At 71.5% G+C, this 14,374-nt stretch carries 11 protein-coding genes; 3 read left to right on the top strand and 8 right to left on the bottom strand.

What is annotated here, in order from left to right; translation table 11 throughout:
• Positions 1 to 301 precede the first annotated feature (301 nt).
• The 6 genes from ACFWPQ_RS08785 to iolC all read right to left on the bottom strand — a co-directional run bounded on the left by ACFWPQ_RS08785 (position 302) and on the right by iolC (position 8,156).
• Positions 302 to 1,699, bottom strand: coding sequence for an APC family permease (locus ACFWPQ_RS08785; RefSeq protein ID WP_384031355.1), 1,398 nt, complete (start codon positions 1,697 to 1,699; stop codon positions 302 to 304).
• Positions 1,700 to 2,029: 330 nt separating this feature from the next.
• Entirely contained in the window at positions 2,030 to 3,532 is a 1,503-nt protein-coding gene (gene mmsA, locus ACFWPQ_RS08780) for a CoA-acylating methylmalonate-semialdehyde dehydrogenase (protein ID WP_384031353.1), read from the bottom strand.
• 14 nt (positions 3,533 to 3,546) lie between these two features.
• Positions 3,547 to 5,424: a 3D-(3,5/4)-trihydroxycyclohexane-1,2-dione acylhydrolase (decyclizing) gene (gene iolD, locus ACFWPQ_RS08775; RefSeq protein WP_384031351.1), complete on the bottom strand. Its 1,878-nt coding sequence runs from the start codon at positions 5,422 to 5,424 to the stop codon at positions 3,547 to 3,549.
• Complete coding sequence (gene iolB / locus ACFWPQ_RS08770; RefSeq protein WP_384031348.1) at positions 5,421 to 6,236, bottom strand: 5-deoxy-glucuronate isomerase; 816 nt, start codon at positions 6,234 to 6,236, stop codon at positions 5,421 to 5,423. The genes iolD and iolB overlap by 4 nt, the downstream gene beginning before the upstream one ends.
• Positions 6,237 to 6,246: 10 nt before the next feature.
• On the bottom strand, positions 6,247 to 7,128 hold the full coding sequence (locus tag ACFWPQ_RS08765) for a deoxyribose-phosphate aldolase (protein ID WP_384031391.1): 882 nt from the start codon (positions 7,126 to 7,128) through the stop codon (positions 6,247 to 6,249).
• Positions 7,129 to 7,205: 77 nt separating this feature from the next.
• Entirely contained in the window at positions 7,206 to 8,156 is a 951-nt protein-coding gene (gene iolC / locus ACFWPQ_RS08760) for a 5-dehydro-2-deoxygluconokinase (protein ID WP_384031346.1), read from the bottom strand.
• Between the two features lie 239 nt (positions 8,157 to 8,395).
• Here iolC and ACFWPQ_RS08755 point away from each other — a divergent pair, with 239 nt between their 5' ends.
• On the top strand, positions 8,396 to 9,319 hold the full coding sequence (locus tag ACFWPQ_RS08755) for a helix-turn-helix domain-containing protein (protein WP_384031345.1): 924 nt from the start codon (positions 8,396 to 8,398) through the stop codon (positions 9,317 to 9,319).
• A 329-nt stretch (positions 9,320 to 9,648) separates the two neighbouring features.
• Positions 9,649 to 9,849 carry an AlpA family transcriptional regulator gene (locus ACFWPQ_RS08750; RefSeq protein WP_189261342.1) on the top strand — a complete coding sequence of 67 codons (201 nt, stop codon included), beginning with the start codon at positions 9,649 to 9,651 and terminating at the stop codon, positions 9,847 to 9,849.
• Positions 9,850 to 9,896: 47 nt separating this feature from the next.
• On the opposite strand, the gene ACFWPQ_RS08745 is transcribed toward ACFWPQ_RS08750, so the two are convergent.
• Complete coding sequence (locus tag ACFWPQ_RS08745) at positions 9,897 to 10,943, bottom strand: zinc-dependent alcohol dehydrogenase family protein (RefSeq protein ID WP_384031343.1); 1,047 nt, start codon at positions 10,941 to 10,943, stop codon at positions 9,897 to 9,899.
• Positions 10,944 to 10,976: 33 nt separating this feature from the next.
• On the bottom strand, positions 10,977 to 13,322 hold the full coding sequence (locus ACFWPQ_RS08740) for an MMPL family transporter (RefSeq protein ID WP_384031342.1): 2,346 nt from the start codon (positions 13,320 to 13,322) through the stop codon (positions 10,977 to 10,979).
• 180 nt (positions 13,323 to 13,502) lie between these two features.
• Here ACFWPQ_RS08740 and ACFWPQ_RS08735 point away from each other — a divergent pair, with 180 nt between their 5' ends.
• The gene (locus ACFWPQ_RS08735; RefSeq protein ID WP_384031341.1) at positions 13,503 to 14,183 is read left to right on the top strand and encodes a TetR/AcrR family transcriptional regulator; all 681 of its coding nucleotides are present in this window, start codon (positions 13,503 to 13,505) and stop codon (positions 14,181 to 14,183) included.
• Positions 14,184 to 14,374 lie beyond the last annotated feature (191 nt).

Here is a 14,374-nt window from a genome sequence, read left to right as displayed (position 1 = left end):
CGCCGAAGCAGGGCTCGTAGGCCGGGGGGTCGAAGATCCATGCTTCAACGGTACGTGGCAGGACCGACATCCGATGCCGACGCTGGGGTGAACCCCCGGCCATCCCCGAGGAGTACGGACACGTCGCCGTGTACTTCGGGCGCGGTACACGGGGTTGACGCCGGGCACGATTCCCACGCCTCCCGCCTGGCCGGCCGGTGGGTCCCGGCGGGCCGGTGGGGGCTGGGCGCGCAGTTCCCCGCGCCCCTTGCGGGGCGCTCCTTGCGGGGCGCCTCAAGCGGGGCGCCCCGAGTGGGTCCCGTCAGGCCTGGGTGTCGTCCGGGATGGAGACGACCCAGTGGGTGTTCTTGCGGGGGCGGAGGTAGAAGGCCCAGTAGAGGGTGGCGACGGCGGTGATGCCGCCGGTCCAGAGGAGGTAGGTCGTTTCCTGCTGGGTGAGGATGTAGGCGAGGACGGCGATGAGGAGGATCGGCATCGCCGGCCAGAGGGGCATCCGCCAGGCGGGGGTGTGCTTGTGGTGGCCTCGGCGGGAGAGGAGGGCGGCGATGGCGACGAGGAGGTACATGCCCGTCACCGAGACGCCCGTGACGCCGTAGAGGGTGTCGAGGTTGACGAAGCAGAGGACGGCACCGGGGACGCCGACCGCGAGGGTGGCGACCCAGGGGGAGCCGAAGCGGCCCAGGCGGGAGAGGGCGCTGTTGACCGGGGCCGGCCAGGCCTTGTCGCGGGCCGAGGCGAACAGCACGCGGGAGTTCTGGATGACCATGACGATGCCCGCGTTGATGATCGCGAGGGCCACGCAGAGGCTGACGAAGGTGCCGACCGCGGAGTTGGACCAGGCGGTGACCATGGCGCTGATGTCGCCGCCCGTGAGGGCCTTGAGGTCGGTCGCGCCCATGGTGATCGCGGCGACCGGGACGAGGATGACCACCGTGGAGATCGCGAGGGTGGCGAGGACCGTGCGGGCCACGTTGCGGCGCGGGTTCTCCAGTTCCTCGGAGAGGTAGACCGCCGTCGAGAAACCCTGGGTGACGAAGAGGGCGATGGCGAGGCCGGAGACGACGAGCATCGCGGTGACCGTGGTGGTGTGGCCGCCCGTGTCCGCCACCTGCATGGAGGTGAGGCTTCCGACCCCGCGGTGGCTGTGGGAGAAGCCGAGGACGGCCACGACGCCCGCCGCGATGACCTCCAGGACCAGGAAGATGCCGGTGATCCAGGCGTTCGCACGCAGGTCCAGGAGACCGGCGAGGGTGGCGAGGAGCATCACGCCGGCGCCCGTCATGGCCGGGTCCAGGTGGACGATCGGGGAGAGGTAGTCGGCCGTGCCCATCGCGATCACCGGGGGCACGATCATCACGACGAGGAGGGAGAGGACGAAGACCAGCCAGCCTGCCAGGCGGCCCGCCATCGTCGAGACCATCGCGTACTCGCCGCCCGCGCTGGGGATGAGCGTGCCCAGCTCCGAGTAACAGAAGGCCACGGCGATACAGAGGAGGGAGCCGATGGCGATCGTGAGGGCGGTGGCGGTCCCGAGGGAGCCGAACAGATCGGGGACGACCACGAACAGCGTGGAGGCCGGTGTGACGCAGGAGAGGGTGAGGAGGGTGCCGCCTACCACTCCGATGGAGCGCTTGAGCGTCTTGGGGCTGTCGGACGCCTCTGTGACGGCGTTCTCGACGGGGCGGAGCGTGTCGGTCATGCGGCGGTTCCGATCGACTTGTGCGGATGCCTCCGGCGGTTGGGCTGTGCTGCATGGAACCCCGACGAAAACCGTCGCGTCAATGGCTGTTTACCTTCGGATTCCGCACCCTTAAGGCGACGGTCGTCACATCGCTTTCGTAGGGTTGAGCGGCCAGGCGAGGCAATCATCAAGACTTTTCTTCGCATGACCTTGCTTTCGAAGGTCATGAACGCAAAGAACTTAAGTCACCCGTTTCATCCCCGACAAACGAGAACCGCAGCGCGGCTTACAAAAAAAGTTGAGGCCGTCCGATATCCGGACGACCTCAACGGGGTCAAGCGGTCACTCTCAGTGGTTGCGCGGGAAGCCCAGGTCGACGCCCGCGGGGGCCTCGGACGGGTCGGGCCAGCGGGTGGTGACGACCTTGCCGCGGGTGTAGAAGTGCGTGCCGTCGTTGCCGTAGATGTGGTGGTCGCCGAAGAGCGAGTCCTTCCAGCCACCGAAGCTGTGGTAGCCGACGGGGACCGGGATCGGGACGTTCACGCCGACCATGCCGGCCTCGATCTCCAGCTGGAAGCGGCGGGCCGCGCCGCCGTCCCGGGTGAAGATCGCGGTGCCGTTGCCGAACGGGGAGGAGTTGATCAGCGCCACACCCTCCTCGTACGTGTCCACACGCAGGACGCAGAGGACGGGGCCGAAGATCTCGTCCTGGTAGGCCTTGGCGGTGGTGGGCACCTTGTCGAGGAGCGAGATGCCGATCCAGTGGCCGTCCTCGAAGCCCTCGACCGTGTAGCCGGTGCCGTCCAGGACGACCTCGCAGCCCTCGGCGGCGGCGCCGGAGACGTAGGAGGCCACCTTGTCGCGGTGGACGGCGGTGATCAGCGGGCCCATCTCGGAGGTCGGGTCGTTGCCGGGGCCGATCTTGATCTTCTCGGCGCGCTCGCGGATCTTCTCCACCAGCTCGTCGCCGATCGCGCCGACCGCGACGACGGCCGAGATGGCCATGCAGCGCTCGCCGGCCGAACCGTAGGCGGCGGAGACGGCGGCGTCGGCCGCGGCGTCCAGGTCGGCGTCGGGGAGGACCAGCATGTGGTTCTTGGCGCCGCCCAGCGCCTGCACCCGCTTGTGGTTGGCGGCGGCGGTGGTGTGGATGTAGCGGGCGATCGGGGTCGAGCCGACGAAGGAGACCGCCTTGACGTCCGGGTGCTCCAGCAGGCGGTCCACGGCCACCTTGTCGCCGTGGACGACGTTGAAGACGCCGTCGGGCAGGCCCGCCTCGGCCAGCAGTTCGGCGATCTTGATGGAGGCCGAGGGGTCCTTCTCGGACGGCTTCAGGACGAAGGTGTTGCCGGTCGCGATGGCGATCGGGAACATCCACATCGGGACCATCGCCGGGAAGTTGAACGGCGTGATACCGGCGACGACGCCGAGCGGCTGGCGGATCGAGGAGACGTCCACGCGGGACGCGACCTGCGTGGACAGCTCGCCCTTCAGCTGCACGTTGATGCCGCAGGCCAGGTCCACGATCTCCAGGCCGCGGGCGACCTCGCCGAGGGCGTCGGAGTGCACCTTGCCGTGCTCGGCGGTGATCAGCTCCGCGATCGCGTCCCGGTTGGCGTCCAGCAGGGCACGGAAGCGGAACAGGATCTCCGTGCGCTTGGCCAGCGAGGACTGGCCCCAGCTGAGGTACGCGTCCTTGGCGGTGGCGACCGCGGCGTCGACCTCGTCGACCGACGCGAACGCGACCTTCGTGGTGACCGCGCCGGTGGCCGGGTCGGTGACCGGCCCGAAGTTGCCCGACGTGCCTTCGACGGACTTGCCGCCGATCCAGTGGTTGACGATCTTCGTCATGACCGGTTACTCCTTCACAGATGGCGGCGTCGGGTGGAGACGTGCCGTTCGTAGAGCTCACGTGCCTTGACCGCGGAGGATCGGGTCGCGGTCTCGGCCACAGGTACATCCCACCAGGCCTGCGCGGGAGGCGGGCCCGACACAGTGTCGGCCGTTTCGGTCTCCACGTAGACACATGTGGGAGTGTCGGCGGCCCGCGCCTCGGCGAGCGCCGTGCGCAGGTCCCGGACAGTCTTCGCGCGCAGGACGCGCATGCCGAGGCTGGCGGCGTTGGCGGCCAGGTCGACGGGGAGCGGGGCACCCGTGAAGGTCCCGTCGTCCGAGGTGAAGCGGTACGCGGTGCCGAACCGCTCGCCGCCCACCGACTCGGAGAGGCCGCCGATGGAGGCGTAGCCGTGGTTCTGCACCAGCACCACCTTGACGGCTATCCCCTCCTGGACGGCGGTGACGATCTCGGTCGGCATCATCAGATACGTGCCGTCGCCGACCAGCGCCCACACGTTCCGCTCCGGCGCCGCGAGTTTCACCCCGATGGCGGCCGGTATCTCGTAGCCCATGCACGAGTAGCCGTACTCCAGGTGGTACTGGTCGTGCGAGCGCGCCCGCCACATCCGGTGCAGGTCGCCGGGGAGCGAACCGGCCGCGTTGATCAGTACGTCCGTCTCGTCGACGATCGCGTCCAGGGCGCCGAGGACCTGCGGCTGGGTCGGCCGGATGTCGGGCTCGTCGGCCTCGTAGCAGGCGTCGACGCGCTGCTCCCAGCGCTCCTTGTCCTCGGTGTACTCGGTGACGTACGGGTCGGCGACCCGGTGGTCGTGCATGACCAGTGCCTCGGTCAGCTCCGCGAGGGCGCCGCGGGCGTCGGCGACCAGGGGCAGGCCGGCGAGCTTGTGGCCGTCGTACGGGGCGATGTTGAGGTTGAGGAAGCGGACGTCCGGGTTCTCGAAGAGGGTGCCGGAGGCCGTGGTGAAGTCGGTGTAGCGGGTGCCGACGCCGATCACCAGGTCGGCGGTGCGGGCGAGCTCGTCGGCGGTGGCGGTGCCGGTGTGGCCGATGCCGCCGACGTCCTGCGGGTGGTCCCAGCGCAGCGAGCCCTTGCCCGCCTGGGTCGAGGCGACCGGGATGCGGGTGGCCTCGGCGAACTCGGCGAGGACGGCCTCGGCGCGGCTGTGGTGCACCCCGCCGCCGGCGATGACGAGAGGCCTGCGCGCGTCCCTGATCGCCCGTACCGCCGCGGCGAGTTCGACGGGGTCGGCGCCCGGCCGGCGTACGGTCCACACCCGTTCGGCGAAGAACTCCTCCGGCCAGTCGTACGCCTCGGCCTGCACGTCCTGCGGGAGGGCGAGGGTGACGGCGCCGGTCTCCACCGGGTCGGTGAGGACCCGCATCGCGGCCAGGGCGGAGGGTATCAGCTGCTCGGGGCGGTTGATCCGGTCGAAGAACCTCGACACCGGGCGCAGGCAGTCGTTGACGGACACGTCGGCCGCGTACGGGACCTCGAGCTGCTGGAGGACCGGGTCGGCGGGGCGGGTGGCGAAGACGTCGCCGGGCAGGAGCAGGACCGGGAGGTGGTTGACGGTGGCGAGGGCGGCACCGGTGACCAGGTTGGTGGCGCCGGGGCCGATGGAGGTGGTGACGGCGTGCGTGGCGAGACGGTTCGATTGACGCGCGTAGCCGACCGCCGCGTGCACCATTGCCTGTTCGTTGCGGCCCTGGTGGTACGGCATCTCGTCCGCGTACTCGACGAGCGCCTGCCCGAGGCCGGCCACGTTGCCGTGGCCGAAGATGCCCCAGGTGGCGCCGATCAGGCGGCGGCGCTCGCCGTCCCGCTCGGTGAACTGGACGGCGAGGAAGCGGACAAGCGCTTGCGCGACGGTCAACCGAATCGTCATCGGTAACCCTCCGTATGGTCCGGGTGGAAGCAGATCCGCCACTCCCGCGTCGCACCCGGCCCCGCCATGACGTTCAGGTAGTACATGTCGTGCCCGGGCTGCGCGATCGACGGGCCGTGCCATCCGTCGGGAACGAGCACGGCGTCGCCGGAGCGGACCTCGGCGAGGACGTCCGTACCGCCCTCACGGGAGGGGAATACGCGCTGATACCCGAATCCGTTCGCGCCGTCGATCTCGAAGTAGTAGATCTCCTCCAGCTCCGACTCCTCGCCGGGCCGGTACTCGTCGTGCTTGTGCGAGGGGTACGAGGACCAGTTGCCGCCGGGCGTGATCACCTCGACGGCGATGAGCTTGTCGCAGTCGAAGGCGTCCGCGGAGGCGAAGTTGCGCACCTGCCGGGCGGCGGTGCCGCTGCCGCGGTCTTCGACGGGGACCTCCGGCGCGGGGCCGTAGCGGGCGGGGAGTCGTCGCTCGCACTTCGCTCCTGCCAGGGCGAAGCGGCCTCCCGCGCCGGAGGCGATCTGGACCTGGGCGTCCCGGGGCACGTACACGAAGTCCGAGACTCCGCTGAACACGCTCTCCCGGCCCAGGATCTGGAACTCGGTTCCCTCTGTTTGCACCGTACAACCGCCCTGCAGCGGAAGCACGATCCACTCACTGTCCCCGGTGGTGAACAAGTGGGTACCACCAGGCGGCAGTTCGACGATCCGGAGGCTGCTGTGCGCCCAACCGGCCCGCTTGGGGTCGATGTCGAGCGCGTACTGGGCGTTCGCGGTCGAACCCTTGGTGAGATGCAGCTCGTTGGTCGTCATCTTCTCGCCCTCACAGCAGTCCGACGGCGGTGTCCACGGCGGCGGCCACATCGCCGTCCGCCGGGTACAGCAGCGAGCGGCCGACCACCAGGCCACGCACGGTGGGGAGTCGCAGGGCGCTGCGCCACTTCTCGTACGCCCCGTCCTGGTCGTCGCCGACCTCGCCGCCCAGCAGCACGGCGGGGAGCGTGGACGTCTCCATGACCTGGGCCATGTCGTCGGGGTCGTCGGTGACCGGCACCTTCAGCCAGGTGTAGGCCGAACTCCCGCCCAGGCCGGAGGCGATGGCGATGGACTTGGTGACCGCCTCGGGGGACAGGTCGTTCTTGACCTTGCCCTCGGGGGTGCGGCGGCTGATGAACGGCTCGACGAAGACCGGCAGCCGGCGCGCGGCCATGTCGTCGATGGCGCGAGCCGTGGACTCCAGGGTGGTCAGCGAGCCCGGGTCGTCGTAGTCGATGCGCAGCAGCAGCTTGCCCGCGTCGAACCCGAGACGCTGTATGTCCTCGGCGCGGTGGCCGGTGAACCGGTCGTCGAGTTCGAAGGAGGCACCCTGGAGGCCGCCGCGGTTCATCGAGCCCATGACGACCTTGCCGTCGAGGGCGCCGAGGAGGAGCAGGTCGTCCAGGATGTCGGCGGTGGCGAGGACACCGTCGACGCCGGGCCGGGACAGTGCCAGGCAGAGGCGCTCCAGCAGCTCCGCCCGGTTGGCCATGGCAAGCCGGTCGCCGCCCACGCCGAGCGCGCCGCGGGCCGGGTGGTCGGCGGCGACGATCATCAGCTTGCCGTCCTCGTTGAGGAGCGGACGGCGGGCGCGCCGGGTGGCCGCCTCGGCGATGGCCTCGGGGTGGTGGGTGCGGGTGTGGACGAGGGCGGAGACGTCGACCTTCACCTGCTGGGCGGGGGCGCCCGCGCCGGCGCCCGCGCCGGCGCCCTCGTCGGGGCGCGCGCCCGCGACGCGGCCGGCCCTCACAGCACCGCTCCGGCGGCGAGCGCGGCGTCGATCTCTTCGCTGGTCGGCATCGCGGAGGAGCACTCGAGGCGGGAGGCGACGATGGCGCCGGCCGCGTTGGCGTGCCGCATGATCTTCTCCAGGTCCCAGCCTTCGAGGAGGCCGTGGCAGAGGGAGCCGCCGAAGGCGTCTCCGGCGCCGAGCCCGTTCAGGACGTCGACGGGCAGCGGCGGGACCTCGGCACAGGCGCCGTCCCGGCTGACGGCGAGGACGCCCTTGGGGCCCTGCTTGACCACGGCGATCTCGACACCCGCGTCGAGCAGGGCCTGGGCGGCGGCCTGCGGCTCCCGTACGCCGGTCGCGACCTCCACCTCGTCGAGGTTGCCGACGGCGACGGTGGTGTGCTTGAGCGCCTCGGCGTAGAAGGGCCGGGCCGCGTCGGGGTCCTTCCAGAACATGGGGCGCCAGTCGAGGTCGAAGACGGTCGTGCCCGCCTTGGCGCGGTGGGCGAGGGCCGCGAGGGTCGCCGTGCGGCTGGGCTCCTCGCTCAGGCCGGTGCCGGTGATCCAGAAGATGCGGGTGTCGCGGATGGCGTCGAGGTCCAGCTCGTGGGCGTCGATCTCCAGGTCCGGGGCCTTGGGCTGCCGGTAGAAGTACAGCGGGAAGTCGTCCGGCGGGAAGATCTCGCAGAACGTGACCGGGGTGTTCAGGCCGGGGACCGAGGTGACCCAGCGGTCGTCCACGCCGAAGCCCTGGAGGGCCTCGTGCAGGTAGGCGCCGAAGGCGTCCTCGCCGGTACGGGTGATGACGGCGGTGCTGCGGCCGAGGCGGGCGGCCGCCACGGCCACGTTCGTCGCCGACCCGCCGAGGAACTTGCCGAAGGACGACACCTGGGCGAGCGGGACACCGGTCTGGAGCGGATAGAGGTCCACCCCGATCCGCCCCATGGTGATCAGGTCGTACGCCATCGGCTTCCCTTCGTCATGGCTCTCCCGTGGTTTGTAGTCCGGGAGAGGAGGTCGTGTCAATGGTTTGTCCGGACATTCGGACGAGAGGGTGGGGGTGAGGGCGCCCATGAGGGTGGTGGTACCGGTGGTGCGGCGGATGCGGGCCGGTTGTGGCTGGTCGCGCCCACGCGGCGGAGCCGCACATCGATACGGCCCCGCGCCCCTTACGGGGCGCTGCCCGGCCGTAGGACGATAGGGCGATGGCGAGCTGGGAGATCGTCGAGGGACTTCCGCACCCGGCGTTGCGGCCGGGAATTCTGAGTTATCGGGGGATCCGGATCGCGCTCGACCGGCCCCGTCGGCGTCTGGAGACGCCCATCGGGGCCGCCACCCTGCTGCTGGGGTTCGGGGAGCCGGTACGGATCCTGCGGGACGGGCGGGCGCCCGTCACCCTCGTCTGCGTCTGCAACGGGCTCACCACCACGCCCGCCATCGGTGAGCACGGTGGCCGCATCTCGGGGATCGAGGTGCTGCTGATGCCCTGGGCCGCCTTCTCGCTCTTCGGCATCCCGCAGTACGAGTTGGCCAACAGGTCGGTGGATCCGGACGAGTTGCCGCACTCACTGGGGCACGGGGTGGGGGAACTCGCCGCCGCTCTCGGCGCCCTGCCGCGCTGGGCGGATCGGTTCCGGCTGCTGGACGACGTGCTGTTGCGGTGGAGCCGGGCCGGTGTTCCGGCCTCGCCGCAGGTGGAGCGCGCGTGGGAGCTGCTGCGGCGCGACTGGGGTGCCGTACCCGTGCCCCGGCTGGCCGACGAAGTCGGGTGGAGCGTACGGCACTTGGAGAACCGCTTCCGGGAGCGGATCGGGCTCGGGCCGAAGGCCGCGGCGCGGGTGCTGCGGCTGCAGCGGGCGCGGCGGATGCTGGCCGCGGGGCGGGGGCAGGCGGAGACGGCGGCGGTGTGCGGGTTCTACGACCAGGCGCATCTCAGCGGGGAGTTCAAGGCGATGACCGGGTGCACGCCCGGGGAGTTCGCGGCGGCGCGGGCGGCGGCCGCCGCGGCGCCGGCGGACCGGATGTCGGGGCAGGCGACGAGCCTGGTGCTGGGACCCGGCGGAGGGAGTGCGGTTTTCTCCAAGACCGGCGCGGGCGGGGTTGTGCACGCTGATCACCAGAGCCTTTGAGTGGGGGAAGCCGACGGGCCGGACCTGGCGCAGCGGGTCCGGCCCGTCCTGCTCGCCTCCGGTCGCGCGGGCGCCGTGCACACGGATGTCAACACGCCCCGCCGACAAGCCGGTGTGCGCCTGTGCCCCAGCTGTGTCACAAACACCCCCCTTGTGTCACACATGTCGCGCCTACGCGGGTTCTCGGTCACACCAGGTCGACAGCCGCTTGCCCACAGTCACTCTCCGTCGTTCACCGGGCACAGGCTTTGTGATCGCCAGCGCAGCGCCCGGCTCCCCCGACGACCGCCTCCGGTCGCCCCCGCGGTGCGCGCAGGGAGGTGCATCCCATGACCGACCGACGGCTCTGGTCCTACAAGGAGATCGCGGCGCACATCCGGGTGCAGCCGGACACCGTCCGCTCCTACCGCAAGCACGGACTGCTTCCTCCGCCGGACCATGTCGAGGGCGGCAAGCCCTACTGGTACGCCGACACGGTCCGCGCCTGGGTCGCCTCCCGGCCGGGCAACCGAGGGCGCAGAGACATCTGAGCCCTGTCGCGGAATGCCCCGCCCGCCGAGGGCGGGGCGCGCACACGTCAGGCCCAGGGTTCGATGACGGTCACCCCCGCCGCCGGTGCCCCGCCCATCGCCGCCAGGGCTGCCGGGGCCGCGTCCAGGGGAATCGTCGAGGTGACCAGGAGGTCGGGGCGGAGGGTGCCCGCGCGGACCAGTTCGAGCATGGCGGGGTAGGTGTGGGCCGCCATGCCGTGGCTGCCGAGGAGTTCCAGCTCCAGGGCGATCGCGCGGGCCAGTGGCACCGGGGTGTTGCCGTCCGGGGACGGCAGCAGGCCCACCTGGACGTGCCGGCCGCGACGGCGCAGGGAGTTGACCGAGGCGGCCGAGGTGGCGGGGGAGCCGAGGGCGTCCAGGGAGAGGTGGGCGCCGCCGGAGGTCAGGTCGCGGACCGCGGCCGCCGGGTCGTCGGTGTCCGTCGCGTCCACGGCGTGGACCGCGCCGAACTTCCGTGCCAGGTCCAGCGCTCGGGGCGACACGTCGACCGCCACCACCCGCGCCCCCGACGCCGCCGCGATCATCACCGCCGACAGGCCGACGCCCCCGCAGCCGTACACCGCCACCCACTCCCCCGCCGCGACCCTGCCCTGCTGGACCACCGCGCGGAACGCGGTGGCGAAGCGGCAGCCCAGGGAGGCCGCCGTCGCGTACGACATGTCGTCCGGGATCGCCACCAGGTTCACGTCCGCGTGGTCCAGCGCCACGTACTGGGCGAAGGAGCCCCAGTGGGTGAAGCCGGGCTGGGTCTGGCGTTCGCAGACCTGCTGGTCGCCGGCGGCGCAGGACGGGCAGCTGCCGCAGGCGCAGACGAAGGGGACGGTGACCCGGTCGCCGGGGTGCCATGCGGTCACCCCGGCGCCGGCCGACTCCACGACACCGGCCAGTTCGTGGCCGGGCACGTGCGGGAGCCTGATGTCCGGGTCGTGGCCCGACCAGCCGTGCCAGTCGCTTCGGCAGAGGCCGGTGGCTTCCACGCGGACGACCACTGCGTGGGGGGCGGCCGGGTGGGGGTCGGGGACGTCCCGTACCTCGGCGGGGGCGGCGTAGTGGTCGAAGACGACGGCGCGCATCGCGGGGGCTCCTTTCGGGGGCTGCGCGAAAGGCTATGCGCCGTGGGAGTCCGGTTGCAGTGTCAGTTCCGGCTCGTCGCGGCTGGTCGCGCCCACGCGGCGGCAGCCGCATATCGAATTCAGCCCCGCGCCCCTTTGGGGCGCGTCCTGCTGAGGCGCGTCCTGCTGAGGCGCGTCCGGCTCGGGCGCGTGCGGCTCGGGTGCCGGCTGTTCGCCCTCGCTGAGGCCGAAGCGGGCGTGGAAGCGGCGGAGGGGGGCCGGTGCCCACCACGTGGCCTTCCCCGTCAGGCGCATGATGGCCGGGACCAGGAGGCTGCGGACGACCATCGCGTCCATCAGGACCGCCAGGGCGATGCCGAGGCCGAGCATCTTGGTGTTGGTGACCCGGGACGTGCCGATCGCCACCATCACCACCGCCAGGATGATCGCCGCCGCGGTGATCAGGCCCCCGGTGCGCTGCAGGCCGAGCCGGACCGCCCGCTCGTGGTCGCCCGTCCTGTCGTACTCCTCCTTGATGCGCGAGAGCAGGAACACCCCGTAGTCCATGGAGAGGCCGAAGGCCACGCAGAACATCAGGACCGGGAGGGTGGTCTCGATCGAGCCGGGGCTGGTGAAGCCCAGCAGGTTCGAGAGGTGGCCGTCCTGGAAGACCCAGACCACCGCGCCGAACATCGCGGTGAGGCTGAGCGCGTTGAGCAGGACCGCCTGGACGGGGATGAGGACGCTGCCGGTGAGGAGGAAGACCAGGAGCAGGGTGACGATCGCGATGATGGCCGCCGCCCAGGGCAGGCGCTCGGCGATGGCGTGCTTGGAGTCGACCAGGACCGCCGCCGTGCCCGTCACCTTCGTGTCGAAGGGGGTGTTCAGTGCGCGCAGTTCGCCCACCAGGCGCTGGGCGCCGTCGTCCACCGACTCGCCCTTCGGCTGCACCGTGAAGTACGCCGCATCGCCCTTGACCAGGGGACCGCTCACCCCGGCCGCCTCCGGCAGGGCCGCCACCCGCTCCTTGTACGCCGCGTACTGCGCCGGGGTCGCCCTGCCCTCGGCCAGGACTTCGAGGGCGCCGCCGGGGTTGCCGGGGAAGTCGTCCCGGATGTGCTGCTGGACGACGTGGGACTCGGCGCCGGCCGGGAGCTGGCGGTCGTCGGCGGTGCCGAACTTCACGCCGAGGAAGGGGAGTCCGAGGACGATCAGGAAGCCGGTGGTGGCGATGGCGAAGAGCGGGGCCCTGCGCATCACCAGGGTCGCGGCGCGGGCCCAGGCCGTGCCCTCCGCGCCGGACGGCCGGGACTGCCGGCCCCTGCGGAACGCCCGGCGCAGGTCCAGCGCGTTGACCCGGTTGCCCAGCAGGACCAGGGCGGCCGGAAGCAGGATCAGGGCGGCCGCCGCGGCCAGCAGGACCACCGCTATGCCGGCGTAGGCGAACGAGCGGAGGAAGTACTGGGGGAAGACGAGCATCGCCGCGAGGGAGACGGCCACCGTCAGGGCCGAGAACAGCACGGTGCGGCCCGCGGTGCGCAGTGTCGTGCCGATCGCCGTCAGCGGGTCGGCGCCGGTGGCCAGTTCCTCGCGGAAGCGGCGGACGATGAAGAGCGCGTAGTCGATGGCCAGGCCGAGGCCGAGGGCCGTGGTGAGGTTCATCGCGAAGACCGAGACGTCCGTGAAGGACGTGATGCCGCGCAGCACCGCGTTCGTGCCGAGGATGGCGACGATGCCGATGCCCAACGGGAGCAGGGCCGCGATCGCGCTGCCGAACACCATCACCAGCAGGACCAGCGTGACGGGCAGCGCGATCAGCTCGGCGCGGGTCAGGTCCTCCTTGATGATCGTCTGCATGTCGCTGCGGACCGCCACCATGCCGCCGACCTTGACGGTCACGGGTCCGTGCGTGCCCCGGTAGTGCGGGGCGATGCGGTCCAGGGTGTCGGCCGCCGTCTTCTCGTCACCCGTGATGCGGGCCGCTATCAGTGCCTCGTGGCCGTCCTCGGCGCGCAGGGACGGCGACTTGGTCTGCCAGTAGGAACCGACCCCTGTGACGCCCTTCTCGCCGGACAGGCGGGTGACAAGGGCCTTCGCCTCCGCCGCCACGGCCGGGGTGTCCACCGAGCCGCCCGGCGCGTGCACCAGGAGGAGCAGGTTCGGCTGGGAGTCCGGGAACTCGCGCTCCAGCGCCTTCGTCGCATAGGTCGACTCGGCTGCCGGGTCCTCCCAGCCGCCGCTGCCCAGCCGGTCGGCGACCCCGCTGCCGGCCAGCACGGCGAGCGCGGTGATCACCAGGGCGAGCAGCAGGGAGAGCCGGGGCCGGGCGGTCACGAACCGGGTCCAGCCCCCTGGGCGGGCCCCGCCCGCGGCCTGCGGTGGCTTGTTGACTTCGGTCATCCTGCGGTGTCCCCTTCAGCGTGACCACTGCCTGCCGGTGCGCATCCGCTGCGTGCGCGGGGCAGCATGGGTCGGCCATTGCCATTTAGACTGGCAAACACGAGAGATCGCTCGCGTTCCATCAGAATGCGAGCGACCGCTCGTGTTTGTCAATCGCGTTCGAAGAGCTGGGGATAACGCGTGCCCGACAAGCCCGACACACCAGAGCAGCCCGAGGCCACGGCCACGGGCAAGGAGCAGCCGCGCCGGCGGCAGGCTCGCGGCGAGCGGCGCATCCAGCAGCTGCTCGAAGCCGCCGCCTCGGTCTTCTGCACCACGGGCTACACGGCCGCCAGCACCAACGCCATCGCCCGCGAGGCCGGCGTCTCCCCCGGCACGCTCTACCAGTTCTTCCCGAACAAGGAGGCGATCGCGATCGAGCTGGGCGACCGGCTCTTGCACGACCTGCGGAACACCTACGGCGAGGCGCTCGCACCGGTCGACCCCGCCACCCCGCTGGCGGACGCGGTCGCCGCCGTCGTGGACCGCCTCACCGCCTTCAACACCGAGCACCCCGTGTTCTTCGCGCTGATGCACGGCCCCGACATGCCCGGCGGCATCACCGAGGCCCACGACGCCCTGCACACCAACCTGCTCGGCCGCATCGAGGGCCTGCTCGCCTCACTCCTCCCGCCGGGCACCGGCCAGGCCGACGTCACGCGGACGGCACACGTCTCACTCGGCATCTACAAGGCGGGCCTGGAGCTGGTGCTCAGCCACGAGGGCGCCGAGCGCCAGGCGTACGTCCAGGAGATCAAGAACGTGCTCACGCGCTACCTGGAGCCCCTGGTGGGCGACCGCCTCGGCCGGCCCGCCGGCTGACCGGCCGCCACCCCACCACCCCGCCGCCCGCCCGCCCGCCGACCGGCCACCACCCCACCGCCGCCCGCCCGCCTGCGACCGGCCGCCACCCCATGGCCGCCCACCCGCGAACCGGACAGCCACTCCCCCGAGCCACCCGGACTGCGACACGCGGAACATCTGCCTAAGGTGCGGGTAAATCGCCCCAATCG

This window comes from Streptomyces sp. NPDC058464 (genome assembly GCF_042721035.1).
Taxonomy (GTDB): Bacteria; Actinomycetota; Actinomycetes; order Streptomycetales; family Streptomycetaceae; genus Streptomyces.
This window is presented reverse-complemented; position numbering and strand designations above follow the sequence as displayed.

Excerpts from the sequence above, each read along its gene's own strand:
- ACFWPQ_RS08785 (WP_384031355.1), bottom strand. The coding sequence starts at position 1,699 with ATGACCGACACGCTCCGCCCCGTCGAGAACGCCGTCACAGAGGCGTCC.
- mmsA (WP_384031353.1), bottom strand. The coding sequence starts at position 3,532 with ATGACGAAGATCGTCAACCACTGGATCGGCGGCAAGTCCGTCGAAGGC.
- iolD (WP_384031351.1), bottom strand. The coding sequence starts at position 5,424 with ATGACGATTCGGTTGACCGTCGCGCAAGCGCTTGTCCGCTTCCTCGCC.
- iolB (WP_384031348.1), bottom strand. The coding sequence starts at position 6,236 with ATGACGACCAACGAGCTGCATCTCACCAAGGGTTCGACCGCGAACGCC.
- iolC (WP_384031346.1), bottom strand. The coding sequence starts at position 8,156 with ATGGCGTACGACCTGATCACCATGGGGCGGATCGGGGTGGACCTCTAT.
- ACFWPQ_RS08755 (WP_384031345.1), top strand. The coding sequence starts at position 8,396 with ATGGCGAGCTGGGAGATCGTCGAGGGACTTCCGCACCCGGCGTTGCGG.
- ACFWPQ_RS08750 (WP_189261342.1), top strand. The coding sequence starts at position 9,649 with ATGACCGACCGACGGCTCTGGTCCTACAAGGAGATCGCGGCGCACATC.
- ACFWPQ_RS08745 (WP_384031343.1), bottom strand. The coding sequence starts at position 10,943 with ATGCGCGCCGTCGTCTTCGACCACTACGCCGCCCCCGCCGAGGTACGG.
- ACFWPQ_RS08740 (WP_384031342.1), bottom strand. The coding sequence starts at position 13,322 with ATGACCGAAGTCAACAAGCCACCGCAGGCCGCGGGCGGGGCCCGCCCA.